This window comes from Sporosarcina saromensis (assembly GCF_033253735.1).
In the GTDB taxonomy this organism is placed as follows: domain Bacteria; phylum Bacillota; class Bacilli; order Bacillales_A; family Planococcaceae; genus Sporosarcina; species Sporosarcina saromensis.
On record NZ_JAUBDI010000003.1, the window covers coordinates 18,989 to 35,929 of the forward strand.

At 42.4% G+C, this 16,941-nt stretch carries 17 protein-coding genes; 14 read left to right on the plus strand and 3 right to left on the minus strand.

The features are described 5' to 3' along the window. Window positions 1–22 precede the first annotated feature (22 nt). Entirely contained in the window at window positions 23–205 is a 183-nt protein-coding gene (locus tag QT711_RS04610; protein WP_317942352.1) for a hypothetical protein, read from the minus strand. Window positions 206–245: 40 nt separating this feature from the next. Continuing rightward, window positions 246–794 carry a GbsR/MarR family transcriptional regulator gene (locus QT711_RS04615; RefSeq protein WP_317942353.1) on the minus strand — a complete coding sequence of 183 codons (549 nt, stop codon included), beginning with the start codon at window positions 792–794 and terminating at the stop codon, window positions 246–248. A 203-nt stretch (window positions 795–997) separates the two neighbouring features. Here QT711_RS04615 and QT711_RS04620 point away from each other — a divergent pair, with 203 nt between their 5' ends. The 14 genes from QT711_RS04620 (at window position 998) to QT711_RS04685 (ending at window position 15,902) form a co-directional block, all read left to right on the plus strand. After that, a complete protein-coding gene (locus QT711_RS04620) occupies window positions 998–2,254 on the plus strand; it encodes a quaternary amine ABC transporter ATP-binding protein (protein WP_317942354.1) in 1,257 nt (418 codons plus the stop codon). Next, complete coding sequence (locus QT711_RS04625) at window positions 2,247–3,098, plus strand: ABC transporter permease (protein WP_317942355.1); 852 nt, start codon at window positions 2,247–2,249, stop codon at window positions 3,096–3,098. Before QT711_RS04620 ends, QT711_RS04625 begins: the two co-directional genes overlap by 8 nt. A gap of 2 nt (window positions 3,099–3,100) precedes the next feature. Further along, on the plus strand, window positions 3,101–4,000 hold the full coding sequence (locus QT711_RS04630) for a glycine betaine ABC transporter substrate-binding protein (RefSeq protein ID WP_317942602.1): 900 nt from the start codon (window positions 3,101–3,103) through the stop codon (window positions 3,998–4,000). Window positions 4,001–4,242: 242 nt separating this feature from the next. Next, on the plus strand, window positions 4,243–4,821 hold the full coding sequence (locus QT711_RS04635; RefSeq protein WP_317942356.1) for a superoxide dismutase family protein: 579 nt from the start codon (window positions 4,243–4,245) through the stop codon (window positions 4,819–4,821). Between the two features lie 287 nt (window positions 4,822–5,108). Continuing rightward, window positions 5,109–6,629, plus strand: a complete 1,521-nt coding sequence (locus tag QT711_RS04640) for a hypothetical protein (protein WP_317942357.1) — start codon at window positions 5,109–5,111, stop codon at window positions 6,627–6,629. 1,120 nt (window positions 6,630–7,749) lie between these two features. After that, on the plus strand, window positions 7,750–8,412 hold the full coding sequence (locus tag QT711_RS04645) for a GntR family transcriptional regulator (RefSeq protein WP_317942358.1): 663 nt from the start codon (window positions 7,750–7,752) through the stop codon (window positions 8,410–8,412). Window positions 8,413–8,423: 11 nt separating this feature from the next. Then, on the plus strand, window positions 8,424–9,629 hold the full coding sequence (locus QT711_RS04650) for a CaiB/BaiF CoA transferase family protein (RefSeq protein ID WP_317942359.1): 1,206 nt from the start codon (window positions 8,424–8,426) through the stop codon (window positions 9,627–9,629). Further along, window positions 9,630–10,532 carry a hydroxymethylglutaryl-CoA lyase gene (locus QT711_RS04655; protein ID WP_317942360.1) on the plus strand — a complete coding sequence of 301 codons (903 nt, stop codon included), beginning with the start codon at window positions 9,630–9,632 and terminating at the stop codon, window positions 10,530–10,532. Window position 10,533: 1 nt separating this feature from the next. Then, window positions 10,534–11,571 carry a TRAP transporter substrate-binding protein gene (locus tag QT711_RS04660; protein WP_317942361.1) on the plus strand — a complete coding sequence of 346 codons (1,038 nt, stop codon included), beginning with the start codon at window positions 10,534–10,536 and terminating at the stop codon, window positions 11,569–11,571. A 22-nt stretch (window positions 11,572–11,593) separates the two neighbouring features. Next, window positions 11,594–12,091, plus strand: a complete 498-nt coding sequence (locus tag QT711_RS04665) for a TRAP transporter small permease (protein ID WP_317942362.1) — start codon at window positions 11,594–11,596, stop codon at window positions 12,089–12,091. Then, the gene (locus QT711_RS04670) at window positions 12,088–13,365 is read left to right on the plus strand and encodes a TRAP transporter large permease (RefSeq protein ID WP_317942363.1); all 1,278 of its coding nucleotides are present in this window, start codon (window positions 12,088–12,090) and stop codon (window positions 13,363–13,365) included. The genes QT711_RS04665 and QT711_RS04670 overlap by 4 nt, the downstream gene beginning before the upstream one ends. Before the next feature lie 283 nt (window positions 13,366–13,648). Beyond that, a complete protein-coding gene (locus tag QT711_RS04675; RefSeq protein ID WP_317942364.1) occupies window positions 13,649–13,831 on the plus strand; it encodes a hypothetical protein in 183 nt (60 codons plus the stop codon). Window positions 13,832–13,846: 15 nt separating this feature from the next. Continuing rightward, window positions 13,847–14,038, plus strand: a complete 192-nt coding sequence (locus QT711_RS04680) for a diguanylate cyclase domain-containing protein (RefSeq protein WP_317942603.1) — start codon at window positions 13,847–13,849, stop codon at window positions 14,036–14,038. A 253-nt stretch (window positions 14,039–14,291) separates the two neighbouring features. Next, window positions 14,292–15,902: a M20/M25/M40 family metallo-hydrolase gene (locus tag QT711_RS04685; RefSeq protein ID WP_317942365.1), complete on the plus strand. Its 1,611-nt coding sequence runs from the start codon at window positions 14,292–14,294 to the stop codon at window positions 15,900–15,902. A gap of 47 nt (window positions 15,903–15,949) precedes the next feature. Here the strand turns inward: QT711_RS04685 and QT711_RS04690 are convergent, their stop codons facing one another. Then, window positions 15,950–16,939 carry an ornithine cyclodeaminase family protein gene (locus QT711_RS04690; protein WP_317942366.1) on the minus strand — a complete coding sequence of 330 codons (990 nt, stop codon included), beginning with the start codon at window positions 16,937–16,939 and terminating at the stop codon, window positions 15,950–15,952. Window positions 16,940–16,941: the final 2 nt, after the last annotated feature.

Below are 16,941 nucleotides of genomic sequence, written 5' to 3' on the forward strand. Positions count from 1 at the left end.
TGTCTTCCTTTTCGTTTATCCTTCAAGCAGTCCCTCTCGTTCGTTTCACACCAATCACCATTAGAGTGACCGCGCTCGTTACGTTCAATAGGACAGCGATGATTAACAATATCCATTGAATTGTCTTAGGTACCGGGAGTGTGATGGAAAGGACAAGTGCAATTGAACCGATGACGAGCATAGAGATGATCATTGGCATTTTCATTACGTTAACACGCTACTTTCTCACTGTTAGTTCAAGCAACTTACTTTTGTTTTGAATAGTTTTTGGGTGGCACAAGGTTAAAAATATCATGGTCTTCAAACGCATCCACTAAGCGGTCGAGCCATTCAAAGTAATCACGCATATATTCGAGTTTCTCAATATCGATGGCGAGCGTTTCTTTTAATTGTTCATCAAGACCTTCTTCTGCTTGTAATTTTTCCAATTCGCTTAACGATTTTCGGACTGCGACTAAATGGAGGGAGATCGAGCGTCTCCATTTTATTGAAAAAAGATCAATAAAGCTTTGATACCAATCGTCTTTTACTTGATATAAGTCTTTTCGCACTCCACGTTTCCACGCACGTTCCACTAACTTCAAGTCTGCCAACGCTCTAACAGAAGTGCTCATACTCGTTTTACTCATTCCTAATTCTTCCGTCATATCATCCAGCGTCAGAGGTTCGTTATGAAAATACATCATACCGAACTGTCTACCGGCAGAAGGTGTGAGGCCATATAAATGTATATTTTGTGCGATCGTTTCAATAATCCGCTCGCGTGCTTTTTCAACTGTCTCTTTACCTTCCATAATACAACTCCTTCTCAATCCTTCACGAGAAATTCCTGTCACTTTCCTAAGCGTATTATAACTACTTCCAAATTGCAATGGAAAGCATAAGTTTGTACAGTTTTTACTGTACGAACAATTAATTTAGAAAAAACGGTTGAAAATGCATAAAGGTTATGCATATACTTATACATATTGATTCACAGAGATTAGGGAGTGTGCGCATGAATGACCAGTTGAAGAAAATTGAAGTAAGGCATACAACGAAAATCTTCGGGAAACATAGTAAGCGCGCTGCGCAGTTGTTGAACGAAGGCAAGACGAAAAAAGAAATTCTCCAGATGACGGGGGCTACGGTTGGTGTCAACAACGCAAATTTTGATGTGCTTGATGGTGAGATTTTCGTCATTATGGGGCTATCAGGAAGCGGTAAGTCCACGTTAGTTCGGCTGTTAAACCGGTTAATTGACCCGACAATGGGCGAGATACGAATCGATGGGCAAAATATTGTCGGTATGAACAAAGAGCAATTGCGTGAGGTGAGAAGAAAAAAGATTGGAATGGTTTTTCAAAACTTCGCGCTCTTTCCGCATAAGACCATTCAGGAAAACACGGAATACGGACTCGAAATCCAAGGTATAGCAAAAGCAGACCGCGCAACGAAAGCGCGTGAATCTCTCCAGCTTGTAGGACTTGCAGGGTATGAAGATCAATTCCCGAGCCAACTAAGTGGTGGTATGCAACAACGTGTCGGCTTGGCGCGAGCACTTGCCAACGATCCGGATGTGTTACTGATGGATGAAGCATTCAGTGCATTGGATCCTCTCATTCGAAAAGATATGCAAGATGAGCTTCTTCAGTTGCATCATGATATGGGGAAAACGATTATCTTCATTACCCATGATTTGGATGAAGCATTGCGAATAGGCGATCGAATCGCATTGATGAAAGACGGGGATATTGTTCAAATTGGAACACCGGAAGAAATTCTCATGAATCCTTCCAATCAGTACGTGGAACGGTTTGTTGAGGATGTCGATCTGTCCAAAGTATTGACAGCTGGACACATTATGAAGAAAGCGGATTCAGTACAACTAGATCGTGGGCCAAGAGTGGCATTACGTCTAATGGAACGGCTCAGCATTTCTTCTATCTATGTAGTCGATAAAGGCAATCGGTTGCTTGGTGCTGTAACGGCACAAGATGCTGTACAAGCATCGGACACAGGAAAATCATTAGATGACGTTTTGGTCAAAGATGTGCCTGTCACTTCACGCGACACAATTTTAACGGAATTGTTCGATACGGTATCAACCGCATCTATTCCGGTTGCTGTTGTAAATGAAACGAACCAGTTGGAAGGCATTATTATTCGTGGTGCACTGATCGGCGCTTTGGCAGGCGACGGCCAGTTTATTAATAGTGAATTGGATACGCAAGAGACAGAAGTAAAAGAAATCGAGGTGACTGTACATGAATGAATTAATTCCTCGATTGCCATTTGCTGATTGGATTGATACGGGAATTGATTGGCTTGTATCGAATTTTGGAACAGTGTTTGACGGTATTTCCGAATTCCTTAAGGGGATTGTAGATGGTGCTGTAGATGTAATGGCATTCGTTCCTTCTATTGTAATGGCTGTTCTATTTGCTTTACTTGCTTGGTTCATATCAACCCGGCGGATTGCTATTTTTACGTTAGTTGGTTTGCTATTTATTGACTACCTAGGCTATTGGTATTCCATGTTGCAAATGCTATCACTTGTCATTACATCCGTCATCATTTCACTCGTCATCGGGATTCCGCTTGGCATATTGGGCTCTCAGAAAGCGACGGTGAAAAAAATCATCAATCCAGTATTGGACTTGATGCAAACAATGCCGGCATTCGTCTACCTATTGCCAGCCATCTTTTTCTTTAATATCGGTGTCGTACCAGGTGTTGTTGCATCGGTTATTTTCTCGATGCCTCCGACAATCCGTTTAACGATGCTTGGTATTGAACAAGTGCCGAAAGATTTGATTGAAGCGACGGAAGCATTCGGGTCTACTTCATGGCAGCGATTGTTGAAAGTTCAAATTCCATTGGCGAAGCCGACGATTATGGCAGGAGTCAACCAAAGCATTATGTTATCCCTGTCGATGGTCGTGATTGCGTCCATGGTCGGTGCACCAGGTCTCGGTGAAGAAGTGTATCGAGCAGTTACACAGTTGAAGACAGGTGTCGGTTTCGAAACCGGTTTGTCAATTGTTATTGTAGCGATTATTCTTGATCGAATTACGCAACATGCAGGAAAGAAAAAACAAGGGGGAATATCATCATGAAATTGAAAAAGAAATTATTTGGGCTAGGAACTGCAGCGCTACTCGCAGTTGGTTTAGCGGCATGTGGAAATGATGAAGGAGATTCTACATCAAGTGGCGATGCAGATACAAAATCCGTCGGTGAAGCTGTCGACTACAAAATTACCGGAATTGACCCGGGTGCAGGCATTATGGAAGCGACAGACAAAGCAATTACAGAATATGAATTAGATAAGTGGGATGTAACAACTGGCTCAAGTGCAGCGATGACAGCAGCTTTGAAAAAAGCGTATGACAAAGAAGAGCCCATCATCGTGACAGGCTGGACACCCCACTGGAAATTTGCAAAATTTGACCTTAAATACTTGGAAGATCCTAAAGGTGTGTACGGTGGAGAAGAGCAAATCCAAACAATTGGTAGACTAGGTCTTGCAGAGGATCTACCTGAAGCTTATGAAGTGCTGTCCAATTTCCATTGGACGGAAGCGGACATGGGAGAAGTGATGGTCGCTATCCAAGAAGGTGAAAAAGAAGAAGTCGCTGCGCAAAACTGGGTAGATGCTAATGCTGATAAAGTGGCAGAGTGGACAGATGGTGTTGCTCAAGTTGACGGCGAAAAAATCAAGCTTGCTTATGTAGCATGGGATAGTGAAATTGCGAGCCATAACGTTGCAAAAATTGTCCTTGAAAGCGTAGGATACGATGTTACGTTAACGCAAGTTGAAGCTGGTCCGCTTTGGACTGCTGTTGCAGATGGTAGTGCAGATGCTTCACTAGCTGCTTGGTTACCAGTAACACACAAAACGTATGCTGACAAATTCGATGGACAGTTTGAAGTGTTAGGCACGAACATGGAAGGCGTTAAAATCGGTCTCGTTGTCCCACAATATATGGACATCGATTCCATTGAAGACTTGAAGTAATGGATAAATAGAAAAGAAGTCGGCCGTCATGATGACGAGTCGGCTTCTTTTCCTATGGTGAAAAGTTGGCGAATGGTGTTTGAAAAACGGATACGAAGTTGGGAGATCAGCATTGACAAAACAAAGGTTTCAACATGCTTGGGGGAAAGGGTCATAACGGCGTGCTCAGACTTACATGTTTAAGGCAGGGCAGGAGGTGAAATAGAAGGAGGAAGTGGAATTGATAAAGGGAGTTGAGTCATTTGAGAAACTATGCACGAGTTGTCCCGACTGTGATTCTAGCATTAGGGCTTGCTGCATGTGGGGATGAAAAACCAAAAGTGGATGAAAATGCTGAGACCGGCTTGACTGAAACGGAACCGATGGAAGGTGAATATAGCACTTCCGTTGAGTTGATCGGGAATGAAGGAGAGTCTGTTGGTGCAGTAGAATTAATTCAAAAAGAAGATGGTGTGATGGTAAAGCTACAGGCAGAAGGATTGCCTCCAGGTCCCCATGGCATTCATTTTCACGAAAAAGGTACGTGTGAAACGCCAGATTTTGAATCTGCAGGCGGACATTTTAACCCAACAGATGCTAGCCATGGATTAGAGCATGACGAGGGTCCACACGCAGGCGATTTGCCAAATATCGAAGTAAATGAGGATGGCACAATTGACACGGAATTTCTTGCGAAGAATGTTACGTTAACATTAGGTGATGATAATTCATTGCTCCAAGAAGGCGGAACAGCGCTTGTCATCCATGCAGGCGAGGATGACGGGAAAAGTCAGCCGTCAGGTGATTCTGGAGAGAGAATTGTTTGTGGTGAAATCAAGTAAACGAAAAACGTTTTTTGCTCGTGTGGTACAGAGCGAAAGGCGTTTTTTTAATGCGTGTAGGAATAATGGAGCGTAGTGATGAATGGAAGAATACTCGTGCTGGTTTCTATCATCAAGGACAATTTGAGGATATAGGTATTAATTCATAAGGATTATTTTAAAAAAATTAATGACGAATGTGGGTAGAAGGTCTATGCTAAGAATGGATTAGTTAGCAGTAAGAATAGGTCGAGAATTCTACATCTTGTCGAGTCTAGTGAAAAATTGAGAGTGAAGGAGAATATTTTATGAAATTACTAATGAAGAGTGCTCTTGTATGCGGTGTGGCTGCTACAATTCTGTTCGGTGCAAAAGTCGAAGCAGCGGAAAAGTCGAAAGTGGAAGCCGAAATAATTAATGAGGATGAACAGAAGTTTGGAGATGAAAACGCAGTTGAACCAGGGATGGCACCCGATCATTTGTTGTATTTCTTAGATCGGTTTACGGAAAAAGTGCAGTTAGCGTTCACCCGTGACGACGAAAAAGAAGCGAATTTATTGATGGATTTTGCAAAAGAACGATTGGCAGAGTCTGACAAGATGGCGGATGCAGAGAAAGATCAGTACATAACGGACTTGATAGATGCTTATGTGGCATATTTAGAGGCAGCAGAAGAACATGTCGCGCTTGTTGTCATGGATGATGCGAAAGATCAAGTGAGTAAAGAGCAATTGACGGATACTTTGGAAAAAGTGATTACGATGGAGACGTCATCTAAAGTAGATGACGTAATCGATGAAGCAAAGAAACAAGAACTTGTTGAGAAAAAACAAGATGCGTACCTCTTAGCAAATAGTTTACGTAATCTCGATCAGGAACAAGTAAAAATGTTGCGTGAACAAGGATTCGGTTTCGGTGAAATCGTCAAAGTGGTGGTCTTTGCGAAAGAAGGGAATAAGACAGAAGCCGAAATTGTGGCGATGTTAAAAGAAGAGAACAAAGGATTTGGTGAAATTGCAAATGAGCTACAGATCAACCACGCCGATCTCTTAAAGAACATTATGCGGAAGAAAGAAAAGTTCGTTGAGAAAGCGATTGAAGAGGCAGAAGAGAGTGGAAATGTTGAAGCGGTAAATGAACTTGCTAAATCGTTGGAGCGTATTCAGAAAGAGCAAATTGCGCTGTCGATGGCAAAAGAGTTTGGCGATGTTGAACAACGAGTAAATAAAAAACTGCAACGAATTAAAGAAAAAGTAGCTGCCGGCCAAATGAGCCAAGAAGTAGCTGACCGTAAAATAAAGCAAATTCAACAACAAGCAGAAAAGAAAATGGATAAGTTCCACAAAGAAGCAAAAGAGGACGCAGATGAAATTGCGGAAGCGTTAGAAGAGAGCAAGGAAGAAGCGCTGGAAGAACAGCAAGAGCAAGCTAAAAAGGCTGAAAAAGCAGAAAAGAAAGCGCAAGAGAAACTAGAAAAAGAACAAACTAAACAGCAAGAAAAAGAAAAGAAATTGCAGCAAAAGGAAGAAGAACAAGCTGAAAAAGTAGCTGAGAAAGCAAAAGAAGAGCAAGAAAAGGCCGCAGAGAAGGCGAAGAAAGAGCAGGAAAAGGCTGCGGAGAAAGCAAAAGAAGAGCAGGAAAAAGCAGCAGAGAAAGCGAAAAAAGAACAGGAGAAGGCTGCGGAGAAAGCAAAAGAAGAGCAGGAAAAAGCAGCAGAGAAAGCGAAAAAAGAACAGGAGAAGGCTGCGGAGAAGGCGAAGAAAGAACAGGAAAAGGCCGCTGAGAAAGAGCAGCGAAATGACGAGGAAGACGAAGGTGAGGATGACTAACAGTTCGCTGTAAAGGCGAAATGCATTCTTACGAACACTCAGCTGCGCTGCCGCAGAGTGATTTCAGAAGATCGTAATAGATTACTTGATCGTATAAAAAGATAAACCGCTTGACGCCATCTTATCATGGCTTCAAGCGGTTTATTTTTTTGATGAGAGGTAGAGGCTTGTCCAACGTTACTGGCCTAATTGCATGTAAATAAATTGTTGGGAAAGGGTCAATGATAAATCTGATCAAAATAGCAATTACAAGGAAACATATAAGGAAAGGTTTTCTGTAGATGCATCTTTAGTTCGTATAAAACGGCGCGCTGGTGTTCAATAAATTGTATCGGGCGGGAATAATGAGCAGAATACCTTCTCCCAAAATTAATGAAGGGATGGCCTTCAATATCGGATTCAATAGCAGGGGGATTGTCGTTAAAGAGACGAACATAATTGAAGTTAAAGTTGTAGTATTGTGATGCGACGGGTTAGCGTTGTGATACGAAGAGTTTATGTTGCGATGCGAAGCATTTACGTTGTGATGCGGACCGAGCATTGCGATGCGAGGGGTTAGCGTTGTGATACGAGGAGTTTACGTTGTGATACGAAGAGTTTATGTTGCGATACGAAGCATTAACGTTGTGATACGGACCGAGCGTTGTGATGCGAAGGGTTAGCGTTGTGATACGAGGGGTTTACGTTGCGATGCGAAGCATTTACGTTGTGATGCGGACCGAGCATTGCGATACGAAGGGTTAACGTTGTGATACGAGGAGTTTACGTTGCGATACGAAGCATTAACGTTGTGATGCGGACCGAGCATTGCGATACGAAGGGTTAACGTTGTGATACGAGGAGTTTACGTTGCGATACGAAGCATTAACGTTGTGATGCGGACCGAGCATTGCGATGCGAGGGGTTAGCGTTGTGATACGAAGAGTTTACATTGCGATACGAAGCATTAACGTTGTGATACGCCGGGTTATGTTGCAATCATCCCCCGAAACCTTTCTATTACAAGTCATCTTTATCTATCAATTCAATATGCAAAAATAATATTGACAAGTAAAATTCATTATTATATTCTGAATAAAGTGTACTGTATACAGTCGACAACAAGTGAGGTGTTTGGCAATTGTCGAATTTCATCGTGAAAAAAACGACGTTGAAGGAACAGGTGTATGAATATCTGAAAAATGCGATTACAACAGGAGAGATAGGGCCAGGGGATCGCTTAATTGAGGAAAAAGTTTCTGAGACGTTGCAAGTGAGCCGCAGTCCCATCCGCGAAGCGGTTCGGATGTTGGAGAAGGATGGATTGCTGAATGTTCATGGTTCAGGCGGCGTGACGGTTGTGAATCCGACAGTTGAGGATTATCGGAACTTATATGAAACGCGAGTAGAAATGGAGTCTTTGGCAGCGTATTATGCAGCGCAGAGGCGGACAGATAAAGAGTTAGCAGAAATGCAGGAATTTATTGTAGAAATGCAAAAAAATGTGACGGATAACCACAATGTCAAAGGAATGCTTCAAGTCAATTTTAGCTTTCATGAAGCAATTGTAAGAGCCAGCCAAAACCCGTTTTTGATTTCAATGACCTTACAATTGCGTGGGGTGAATAGTTTCTATCGAAAGGCAATCCTGGAAGGCAATCCGTCTCATATGCGAGAAGCATTGCAAGATCATCTAGATATATTTCAGGCGATTGATCGACAGCAACAGGACGAGGCACGTGAATCGATGCGACGTCATATTGAGCGTGACTTTCAATCATTCATGAAAGTGGCATCAAAGTAGGAGGGAAAGCATTGGGAAATAAGAAAAAACCGTTAGCGGGTGTGAAAATATTAGAACTGGGGAACTTGGTGGCAGCGCCTTTTGCAGGAAAACTTTTCTCGGAATTTGGCGCTGAAGTAATTAAAGTTGAAGAACCGAAAAATGGAGACCCGCTGCGTAATTGGCGTGTTATGCACGAAGATACTTCAGTTTGGTGGTATGTGCAAAGTCGCAACAAGAAGTCAATTACAATTAATTTGCGGGAGCAGGAAGGACAGGAAATTGTTAAGAAATTAATCGGTGAAGTCGATGTCGTTCTTGAGAATTTTAAGCCAGGTACGTTGGAGAGATGGGGGCTTGGTTATGAAGAAATGAAAAAGGTGAATGCCTCTATCATTTTGACGAGAATTTCTGGATATGGCCAAACAGGGCCGTATAAAGAAAAACCAGGTTTCGGAAGTGTTGCTGAGGCGATAGGAGGACTTCGTTATTTGACCGGTTATCCGGATCGTCCACCTGTCCGGGTCGGCATTGCAATTGGAGATATGATCGCTGGACTTTACGCTGTCATCGGAACGTTACTAGCAATACGCGCGCGTGATATCGATGCGAGTAAAGAAGGACAAGTTGTCGATGTGGCTCTCTATGAAGCTGTTTTTAGTTTGCTAGAGGGGATCTTGCCTGAATATGATTTGACGGGACAAGTGAGGGAGCGGACGGGTAGTACTTTGCCTGGTATTGCACCTTCAAATACGTACAAATGTGCAGATGGAAAACATATTGTTATCGGCGGTAATGGCGATCGCATTTTCCAACGATTGATGCGTGCGATTGGAAGGGAAGATTTAGCGAAGAATCCTCTTTATGCGACCAATCAAGGCAGGGCAGATCATGTAGCGTTCATTGACGAGGCGATTGAGCATTGGACGATGCAACATTCTTTGAAAGAAGCACAACAAATACTAGATGAAGCTTCAGTTCCAGTAGGCCCTATTTATGGCATTCATGATATTGTCGCAGATGAACATTACCAAGCACGTGACATGTTAAAAGAGGTCTTGTTGCCAGATGGTGAAAAATTGCTTGTACCAGGAATCGTTCCGAAACTATTAGGAACGCCTGGCTCAATTGAATGGAACGGGCCAGAACTTGGTGCCCATAACAAAGAGGTATATGCGGATTTACTTGGTTTGACGGAGGAAGAATTTAAGGAGTTGAAAGAGAAGGGGGTAGTTTGAATGCCGGATGTGACGATCATTGACGTCAGTCCTCGTGATGGCTTACAAAACGATCCAAAACCTGTGTCTACAGAAGAAAAGCAACAATTGGTACGGATGTTAGTGGATGCGGGTGTTGAAAAAGTGGAAGTGACCTCATTTGTTCACCCGAAAAAGGTGCCACAGATGGCGGATGCAAAGGAATTAGTACATTCGTTAGCTCACATGGAAGACTTGGAACCTATTGTGCTTATTCCAAATTTAAAAGGATATGAACGCACGAAGGAACTGAGAGTCAGTGAAATAAACTGGGTAAGTGCAGCTACCGAAACATTCAACGCGAAAAATATTGGCATGTCGATTGATGAAAATATGGAGCAATTTCTAAAGGTGTTGGGAGAGGCAAAACAAGATGGGATAAAAACCTGCTTTTCCGTAGCAGTTAGCTTCGGCTGTCCATATGAAGGAGAAGTCGATGAGGAGCAAGTGTTACGTATCGTTCGACGGGTCAAGGAGGCAGGGGTTGACCGAATCGGAATTGCTGACACGATTGGCATTGCAACTCCCGACCAGGTTGAAAGGTTGATGAGCAAAGTGTTGGAGATTGCCGGAACAACACCTGTGACGATTCATTTGCATGATACGAGAGGACTTGGCTTGGCGAATGCTTATATGGCGTACCGTGCAGGTGTCCGGATTTTTGAAACATCTGCCAGTGGAATAGGAGGTTGTCCATTTGCTCCAGGGGCAGCTGGTAACTTGGCTACAGAGGACTTAGTATATCTGTTTGAAAGGATGAACATTTCGACAGGAATCGATTTTGAGAAACTGTTGGATGCTGCGGATTACGCTGCAATTTTATCATCTAAAAATCCACTCGGAAGAATCCGTCATGTGGAAAGAAAAAAGGAAAAGGGGAATTAGGATGAAAAAATGGATGCTCGGTTTATTGTTAACAGTCGTAAGTATCTTTGCATTGTCCGCTTGCGGCGATGAAGGGGATAAGAAAGCAGATGCCAATACGTCTGGAAGTGAAGACGGTTACGAAAGCACGACAATTCGTTTGGCATACAATTTACCACAAGATCACCACATTGCAGTTGGAATTGAAAACTTTGCAAAAGAAGTTGTCGAAAGATCTGATGGAAAAGTAAATGTACAAGTTTACCCAGCTGGACAGTTATTGAGCGATAAGGACATGAACCAATCAATTTTATCCGGTGGAGTCGAAATGGGTGTGAATTCATCTACATTATGGTCGTCAACTGTGCCTGCAATGGGTGTGTTCGATGTTCCATACATGTTTAATGATTATTCGGCTGTTGGTGAAGCGGTAAACGGTGAATTCGGTGACAAACTGCGTGGCGCAATGGAAGAAAAAGGTGCTAAGGTGCTCATGTTTGCCGATTATGGTTATGTTCAATTTGCAAACAACAAGCGTAAGTTGACGAAACCCGAAGACTTCAAAGGGTTAAAGATTCGTAGTATTGGTGATTTACCATCTGAATTAATTCAAGCATATGGTGCTTCCCCTGTATTTATGGGTGGCGGGGAAGTATATATGGCTTTACAACGAAACACAGTTGACGGTGCAACGTCCGGTACAACGGCGATGCTTCAACGTAAATATGATGAAGTTACAAAATATTTAACTGTTAATAACTATGCGTATCTTGAGTTCCTTTTAGCTGTAAATAAAGATTACTGGGATAAACTTCCTGAAAAGACACAAGATTTATTGACGGAAGTTGCTGCTGAAACGGAAACATGGATCCGTGAACAGGCAGAAAAAGAAGATACGGAATCTGCAAAAGCATTAGAAGAAAAAGGTATGGATGTATACTATGTTCCTGAAGAAGAACTCGACGTTTGGAAAGAGGCTGCTGCTCCTGTCCGTGATGTGTTCATTGAAAATGCTGGCGATTTAGGCAAAGAGTTGTTGGATTTGATTGATAAGAAATAATTAGAGACAGGGGGGACCGCACATGAAAAAGGTCTATCAGTTTATGGATCTACTCATACGATGGGGTGCTTATGTGGCAGGGATACTCATTTTACTAACGACTGTCATGACGTTTTACGAAGTGGTTTCTAGGTCGTTTTTTGATGCACCTACTACATGGGCAACCGAGTTATCCATCTATGCAATCATCGGTAGCTGCTTTCTAGGCAGTGCCTATGCGGTTCGGACCTATTCGCATATTACGGTTGATATTTTAATTAATAATGTGAATGACAAGATGAAAACGATATTTGCCTATTTAACGAATACGCTAGGCTTAGTATTCAGTGTCATATTTACAATTTATGGCTATTTGCATGTTGTAAAGACTTTTAATTTGCAAGTGACATCTGCATCATTGTTGAGGATTCCGATGTATATTCCAGAATCTCTCTTAGTGATCGGTGGGGTGCTGCTTTGTATCGCCTTTGTTTTACAAATTATCGATGGTGGAGTCCATAAAGGAGGGGAGCACCTATGAATTTATTTTTCACCGGTGGGTTAGGGGTTCTTCTCTTAATTGGCTTGCCAGTCGCTTTTACGTTAAGTTTACTCGCGATTGCGGGAATGTATTTCTTTAATGGTGGAACGTTTGCTTTCATGCAAATTCCGATTATTTCCTACAAGTCGTTAGATGATTTCTCTCTGACGGCATTACCGATGTACGTATTGATGAGTCAAGTGCTCGTCATCAGTGGAGTTGGGCGTGATTTGTATGAAATGGCGAGCCGTTGGTTCCGTCATTTGCCAGGAGGTCTGGCTATCGCGACACTGTTTTGCTGTACGATATTCTCTGCGATTTCCGGGTCAAGTGTCGCCACAGCAGTAACCGTCGGAGCGATTGCACTACCTGAAATGGTGAAGAGAGGCTATGATAAGCGTCATGTATTAGGGCTGCTAGCCGCAGGAGGAACGTTAGGAATTCTTATTCCACCCAGTATTCCAATGATTATATACGGATCAGTCACAGGTGAATCGGTCGGAAAACTTTTCGTTGCTGGTATTGTACCTGGAATAATACTGACGTTAGCATTCATGATTTTCTCTTCTTATCAAACGCGCCATATTAAAGATTTGCCGGCAACTTGGGGAGAACGGTTTGAAGCGTCGAAAAAAGCGATTTGGGGATTATTGTTACCCATCATTATTATTGGAGGCATTTATTCCGGTCAATTTACACCGACGGAAGCCGCTGCAGTAGGGGTTGTCCTTAGCTTTCTCATCGCAATTTTTGTGTACCGAAATTTGACGATAACGACGATGAAACAGATTTTAATCGGAACCGTAAAAACAAACGCGATGATTTTATTCATCATTGTAGGTGCTATGCTGCTCGGTTATATTCTGACCATCCTACAAATCCCACAAAGCATTGTAAACTTTGCAACAGCTCAAGATATTTCGCCGTGGGTTATCTTTATTTTAATAAATGTTGTCCTGTTAATTCTAGGAATGTTCTTAGAAACCGTTTCGATACTCGTGATCACACTTCCAATTCTTTATCCGATTATCATGGCATTAGGGTTTGACCCAATTTGGTTCGCCATCATCATGGTGATCAACATGGAATTGGCACTCATCTCGCCACCTGTCGGATTGAATTTGTTTGTGTTGAAAGGGTTGAACAAGGAAAATACAATCAGTGAAATCGTTAAAGGTGTTGTTCCATACGCCGTCATCATGGTTGTTTTCATCGTCATTCTCTCGTTCTTCCCAGAAATCGCAACAGGTTTGATTCACAATAATATCAAGTAAACTGAGCCCACAAGGTAGAGATACTTTGTGGTTTTTTTGGTTGTAATTATTGTGATGCGAAGGGAAAGTTGCGATACCGTGCAAGAATGCCTCTTCTAATAAAAAAGTTTTCGCTAGAGGATAGCAGCATTTGACAAGAAAAGCTGTCGATGTGAAGTGATTTATTCCATTTCGTGCAAATTGATTGAGGAATGTAGCATAAAAAGACGAAATAATTTGATTACATAATAGGTTATTTGCTTGTATAGTTGGACTACAACGATTTGATGGAGTGGGGGATTGGATGAAAAAGGTGTTAGCAATCATTCTGGGGTTGATGGCTGTTGGGTTAAGTTTGTCAATTGTGTGGGCGGTTACACCGATTGTTGAATTGCTTGCTATGTTTGAAAGTGAATATGAATTTACCCGGCATTTTAGCACGACTGTAGCAGATAATGTGGGAGGGGAGCTGGTAAATGGAAAATAAATAGTAGGTCCTGAAATAGCTGAACTTGTTCAAACCGTACGTGATTTGAAGGTGGAAAAAGATGGTGCACTAATTCCGCTCTCAATGAGTGTAGCTTCGAATCGAAACGGCGAGATAAAGTCCTTTGAAGCATTATTCCACGATGCGGATATGGCGCTGTATGAAGCGAAACAGAATGGGAAAAATCAAATCTATGTGATGAATTGAGAGAGGTAGAGGGTTCTCCTTTATTCACTAGTGAAATTGAACGAGACATAATATTAAAATGCATGTAGGCAAATCCGCCGCCATGCATTTTTTCTACTTTCACTAAGTTTCTTTTTTCTGTTCGTGAGTAGAGTGCGTAGGAACGGTCTATTTAAAGTTTTTTTCCGTGCCTTTTCGATTGATACAAGAGTGGAAAAATGCAAGTATTCGTCATTTTCTTGTACAATGAATAGAAGAAAGGGGAGTGGATGATATGAACGTGTATCAATGGGATACGCCGGAAAAATTGCGGAACTTATTGTGTGAATTGGTCAGTTGGGATAGTCGGACACTGACGGAAGGGGAACGGTTCTTTTCTTCAAAGCTGGCGGCGAAGCTCGAGGAACTCCCCTATTTTAGAAATCATCCGGAGCATTTGAATTTATATGACGCGGGATTAGGAAATGTAGTGACGGCGTTGTACAAGCATCCGCAAGCGACGAAAACAATTGTGCTCATTAGCCACTTTGACACGGTATATACAGAAGAATATGGCATGCTTGAGCCCCTTGCATTTCATCCTGAGGAATTAACGAAAAAATTGCATGAGTATAAAGATGAATTAACGGAGGAAGTACGGAACGACTTGGAATCTGGCAACTATTTGTTTGGCAGAGGCACAATGGACATGAAAATGGGATTGGCCTTACATATGCAACTTATTGAAAAGGCGAGTGTTGAACAATGGCCGATTAACTTGCTGCTCACTACTGTTCCAGATGAAGAAGTCAACTCTGCTGGTATGCGTACGGCTGTGACTGAACTTGTGCATTTACGTGAAGAATTTGGCCTTGACTATACATTATTTTTAAATAGTGAACCATCATTTTCGCAAGGACCTACAGACAATAAAGAATATATATACTCAGGGACGATTGGAAAAATTATGCCTGCAGCGTTGTTTTACGGGAAAGAGACACATGTCGGCGAACCGTTAAAAGGGATGACTGCTAATTTCATCGCATCATTTGTAACACAAGAGATGGAATGGAATCCACTTTTCTGTGAGAAGGACAGAGGGGAATCCACACCACTTCCAGTCTCTTTGCAACAAAAGGATTTGAAGATGCACTATTCCACCCAAACGCCTTACAGGGCGGCTGCATTATACAATGTCTTCCTCTTCAAACGGACAGCCGAAGAAGTGATGGAGTTGTTTGTTCAAGTCGCTCAACAAGCTATAGATCGATGCAATGAAACGTACAAGGCGATATGTGACCGTGAACAAATTGACGGTGTAGAGGACGTGCGGGTGTTATTATATGACGAGCTATTGACGTACGCTATCCAAAAGCTCGGGAAAAATGAAGTGTGGCGACTGAAACAAGAAGTTCTCTTGAATGACAGTTGGGATGACCGTGAAAAATCTTTGCGGATTGTTGATAATTTGCTCATCCAATGCCAAGAACTTGCGCCGGCCACTGTCTTGTTGTTTGCACCGCCTTATTATCCAGCTGTCAATTCGTCTGATGATCCGTTAGTTGTCGAATCGATTGGGCTCATGCAAAAGACAGCCAAACAGTTTGACGTCACGCTTGACCAAATCCATTACTTTAACGGCATTTGCGACTTAAGTTATGTGAAGTATAGCGACTATACAAATAGTTGGACAGCGTTTGAACGGAACACGCCAGTATACGGGGACACGTATTGGATTCCGTTTGAAGACATGCAAGCACTCGATGCACCGGTCTTGAACGTAGGACCCTTCGGAAAGGATGCTCATCAAAAGACGGAAAGGCTTCATGTCGACAGTGCATTCAAAGAAATGCCGGTGTTATTGGAAACGTTAGTGAAAAGCATAATGGATAGGCAAGTGAAATAATTCAAAAGACCAGTGCATCGTCAATGGAAGCACTGGTCTTTCTTCTATTATAATAGTACCTCGACACCGACTTGTTGCTCGACTGCTTTGCGGTAAACCCCTTGGGCTACTGCCAAATCAAAATAGGCTGCTCCGACTGACTTGAAAAAAGTAATTTCATCAGCATGCTCCCGACCTGGCACTTTGCCAATCACTACATTCATCAGTTCACCATGCAAGTCTTCGTAAGCCCAATCATCTTGTTCATTTGCAAAAATGATTTCACCGGCTTCTTCTTTCACGCCTGCTTCATCATCTGTCACGATTTTCGCACATCGGGTAATGAACGTATGATCCATTTCACGCATATGTGGCAAATACGAACCAACGCCATTCACATGCGTACCTGGACGCACATCATTTCCGTCAAAGACAGGTGTTGTAGAGCGAGTACTGCAACAAATGATATCCGCTTGACGAACTGCAGTTGCAACATCCTCTACAATTTCTATTTGAATCGTAGGATCGATACCAAATTCCAACAACCGTTCTTTAAATGCTTCTGCTTTTGACGTTGTTGGATTCACAAGCATCATTTTTTTAATGGAACGAACGGCCAGTACACCAATCACTTGCTCGAAAGCCATTGCACCCGTTCCAATAACTGTAAGTGTTGTCGCATCGTTGCGTGCTAGGCGATCCGTAGCAAGCCCACTTAATGCGCCCGTTCGTAAGCGTGTTAAATAGGAGGCATTCATCATCGCCAGGTGTTCGCCATTTTGTGCGTCTGTTACGAGAATAACACCTTGAGTCGTCGGTTTACCGACAGTTGGATTTTCTGGAAAAATCGATACCGTCTTAATCGTTGACATTTCATTCACCAAATCAGAACTCGGCATGTATAAAACCGATGCACCGTGTTTGGGGAATTCGATAACTGTACGATGTGGATTTTCAATTTGCTTTTCTGCTTTTGCCTGTAGAATTTGTTCAACATCGGCTAGCGCATCTTGCATTTTATAGATCGACTGAATTTCTTGCTCATTAATGAGTAACACAT

Excerpts from the sequence above, each read along its gene's own strand:
- QT711_RS04640 (WP_317942357.1), top strand. The coding sequence starts at position 5,109 with ATGAAATTACTAATGAAGAGTGCTCTTGTATGCGGTGTGGCTGCTACA.
- QT711_RS04685 (WP_317942365.1), top strand. The coding sequence starts at position 14,292 with ATGAACGTGTATCAATGGGATACGCCGGAAAAATTGCGGAACTTATTG.
- QT711_RS04655 (WP_317942360.1), top strand. The coding sequence starts at position 9,630 with ATGCCGGATGTGACGATCATTGACGTCAGTCCTCGTGATGGCTTACAA.
- QT711_RS04615 (WP_317942353.1), bottom strand. The coding sequence starts at position 794 with ATGGAAGGTAAAGAGACAGTTGAAAAAGCACGCGAGCGGATTATTGAA.
- QT711_RS04665 (WP_317942362.1), top strand. The coding sequence starts at position 11,594 with ATGAAAAAGGTCTATCAGTTTATGGATCTACTCATACGATGGGGTGCT.
- QT711_RS04620 (WP_317942354.1), top strand. The coding sequence starts at position 998 with ATGAATGACCAGTTGAAGAAAATTGAAGTAAGGCATACAACGAAAATC.
- QT711_RS04675 (WP_317942364.1), top strand. The coding sequence starts at position 13,649 with ATGAAAAAGGTGTTAGCAATCATTCTGGGGTTGATGGCTGTTGGGTTA.
- QT711_RS04610 (WP_317942352.1), bottom strand. The coding sequence starts at position 205 with ATGAAAATGCCAATGATCATCTCTATGCTCGTCATCGGTTCAATTGCA.
- QT711_RS04625 (WP_317942355.1), top strand. The coding sequence starts at position 2,247 with ATGAATGAATTAATTCCTCGATTGCCATTTGCTGATTGGATTGATACG.
- QT711_RS04670 (WP_317942363.1), top strand. The coding sequence starts at position 12,088 with ATGAATTTATTTTTCACCGGTGGGTTAGGGGTTCTTCTCTTAATTGGC.
- QT711_RS04660 (WP_317942361.1), top strand. The coding sequence starts at position 10,534 with ATGAAAAAATGGATGCTCGGTTTATTGTTAACAGTCGTAAGTATCTTT.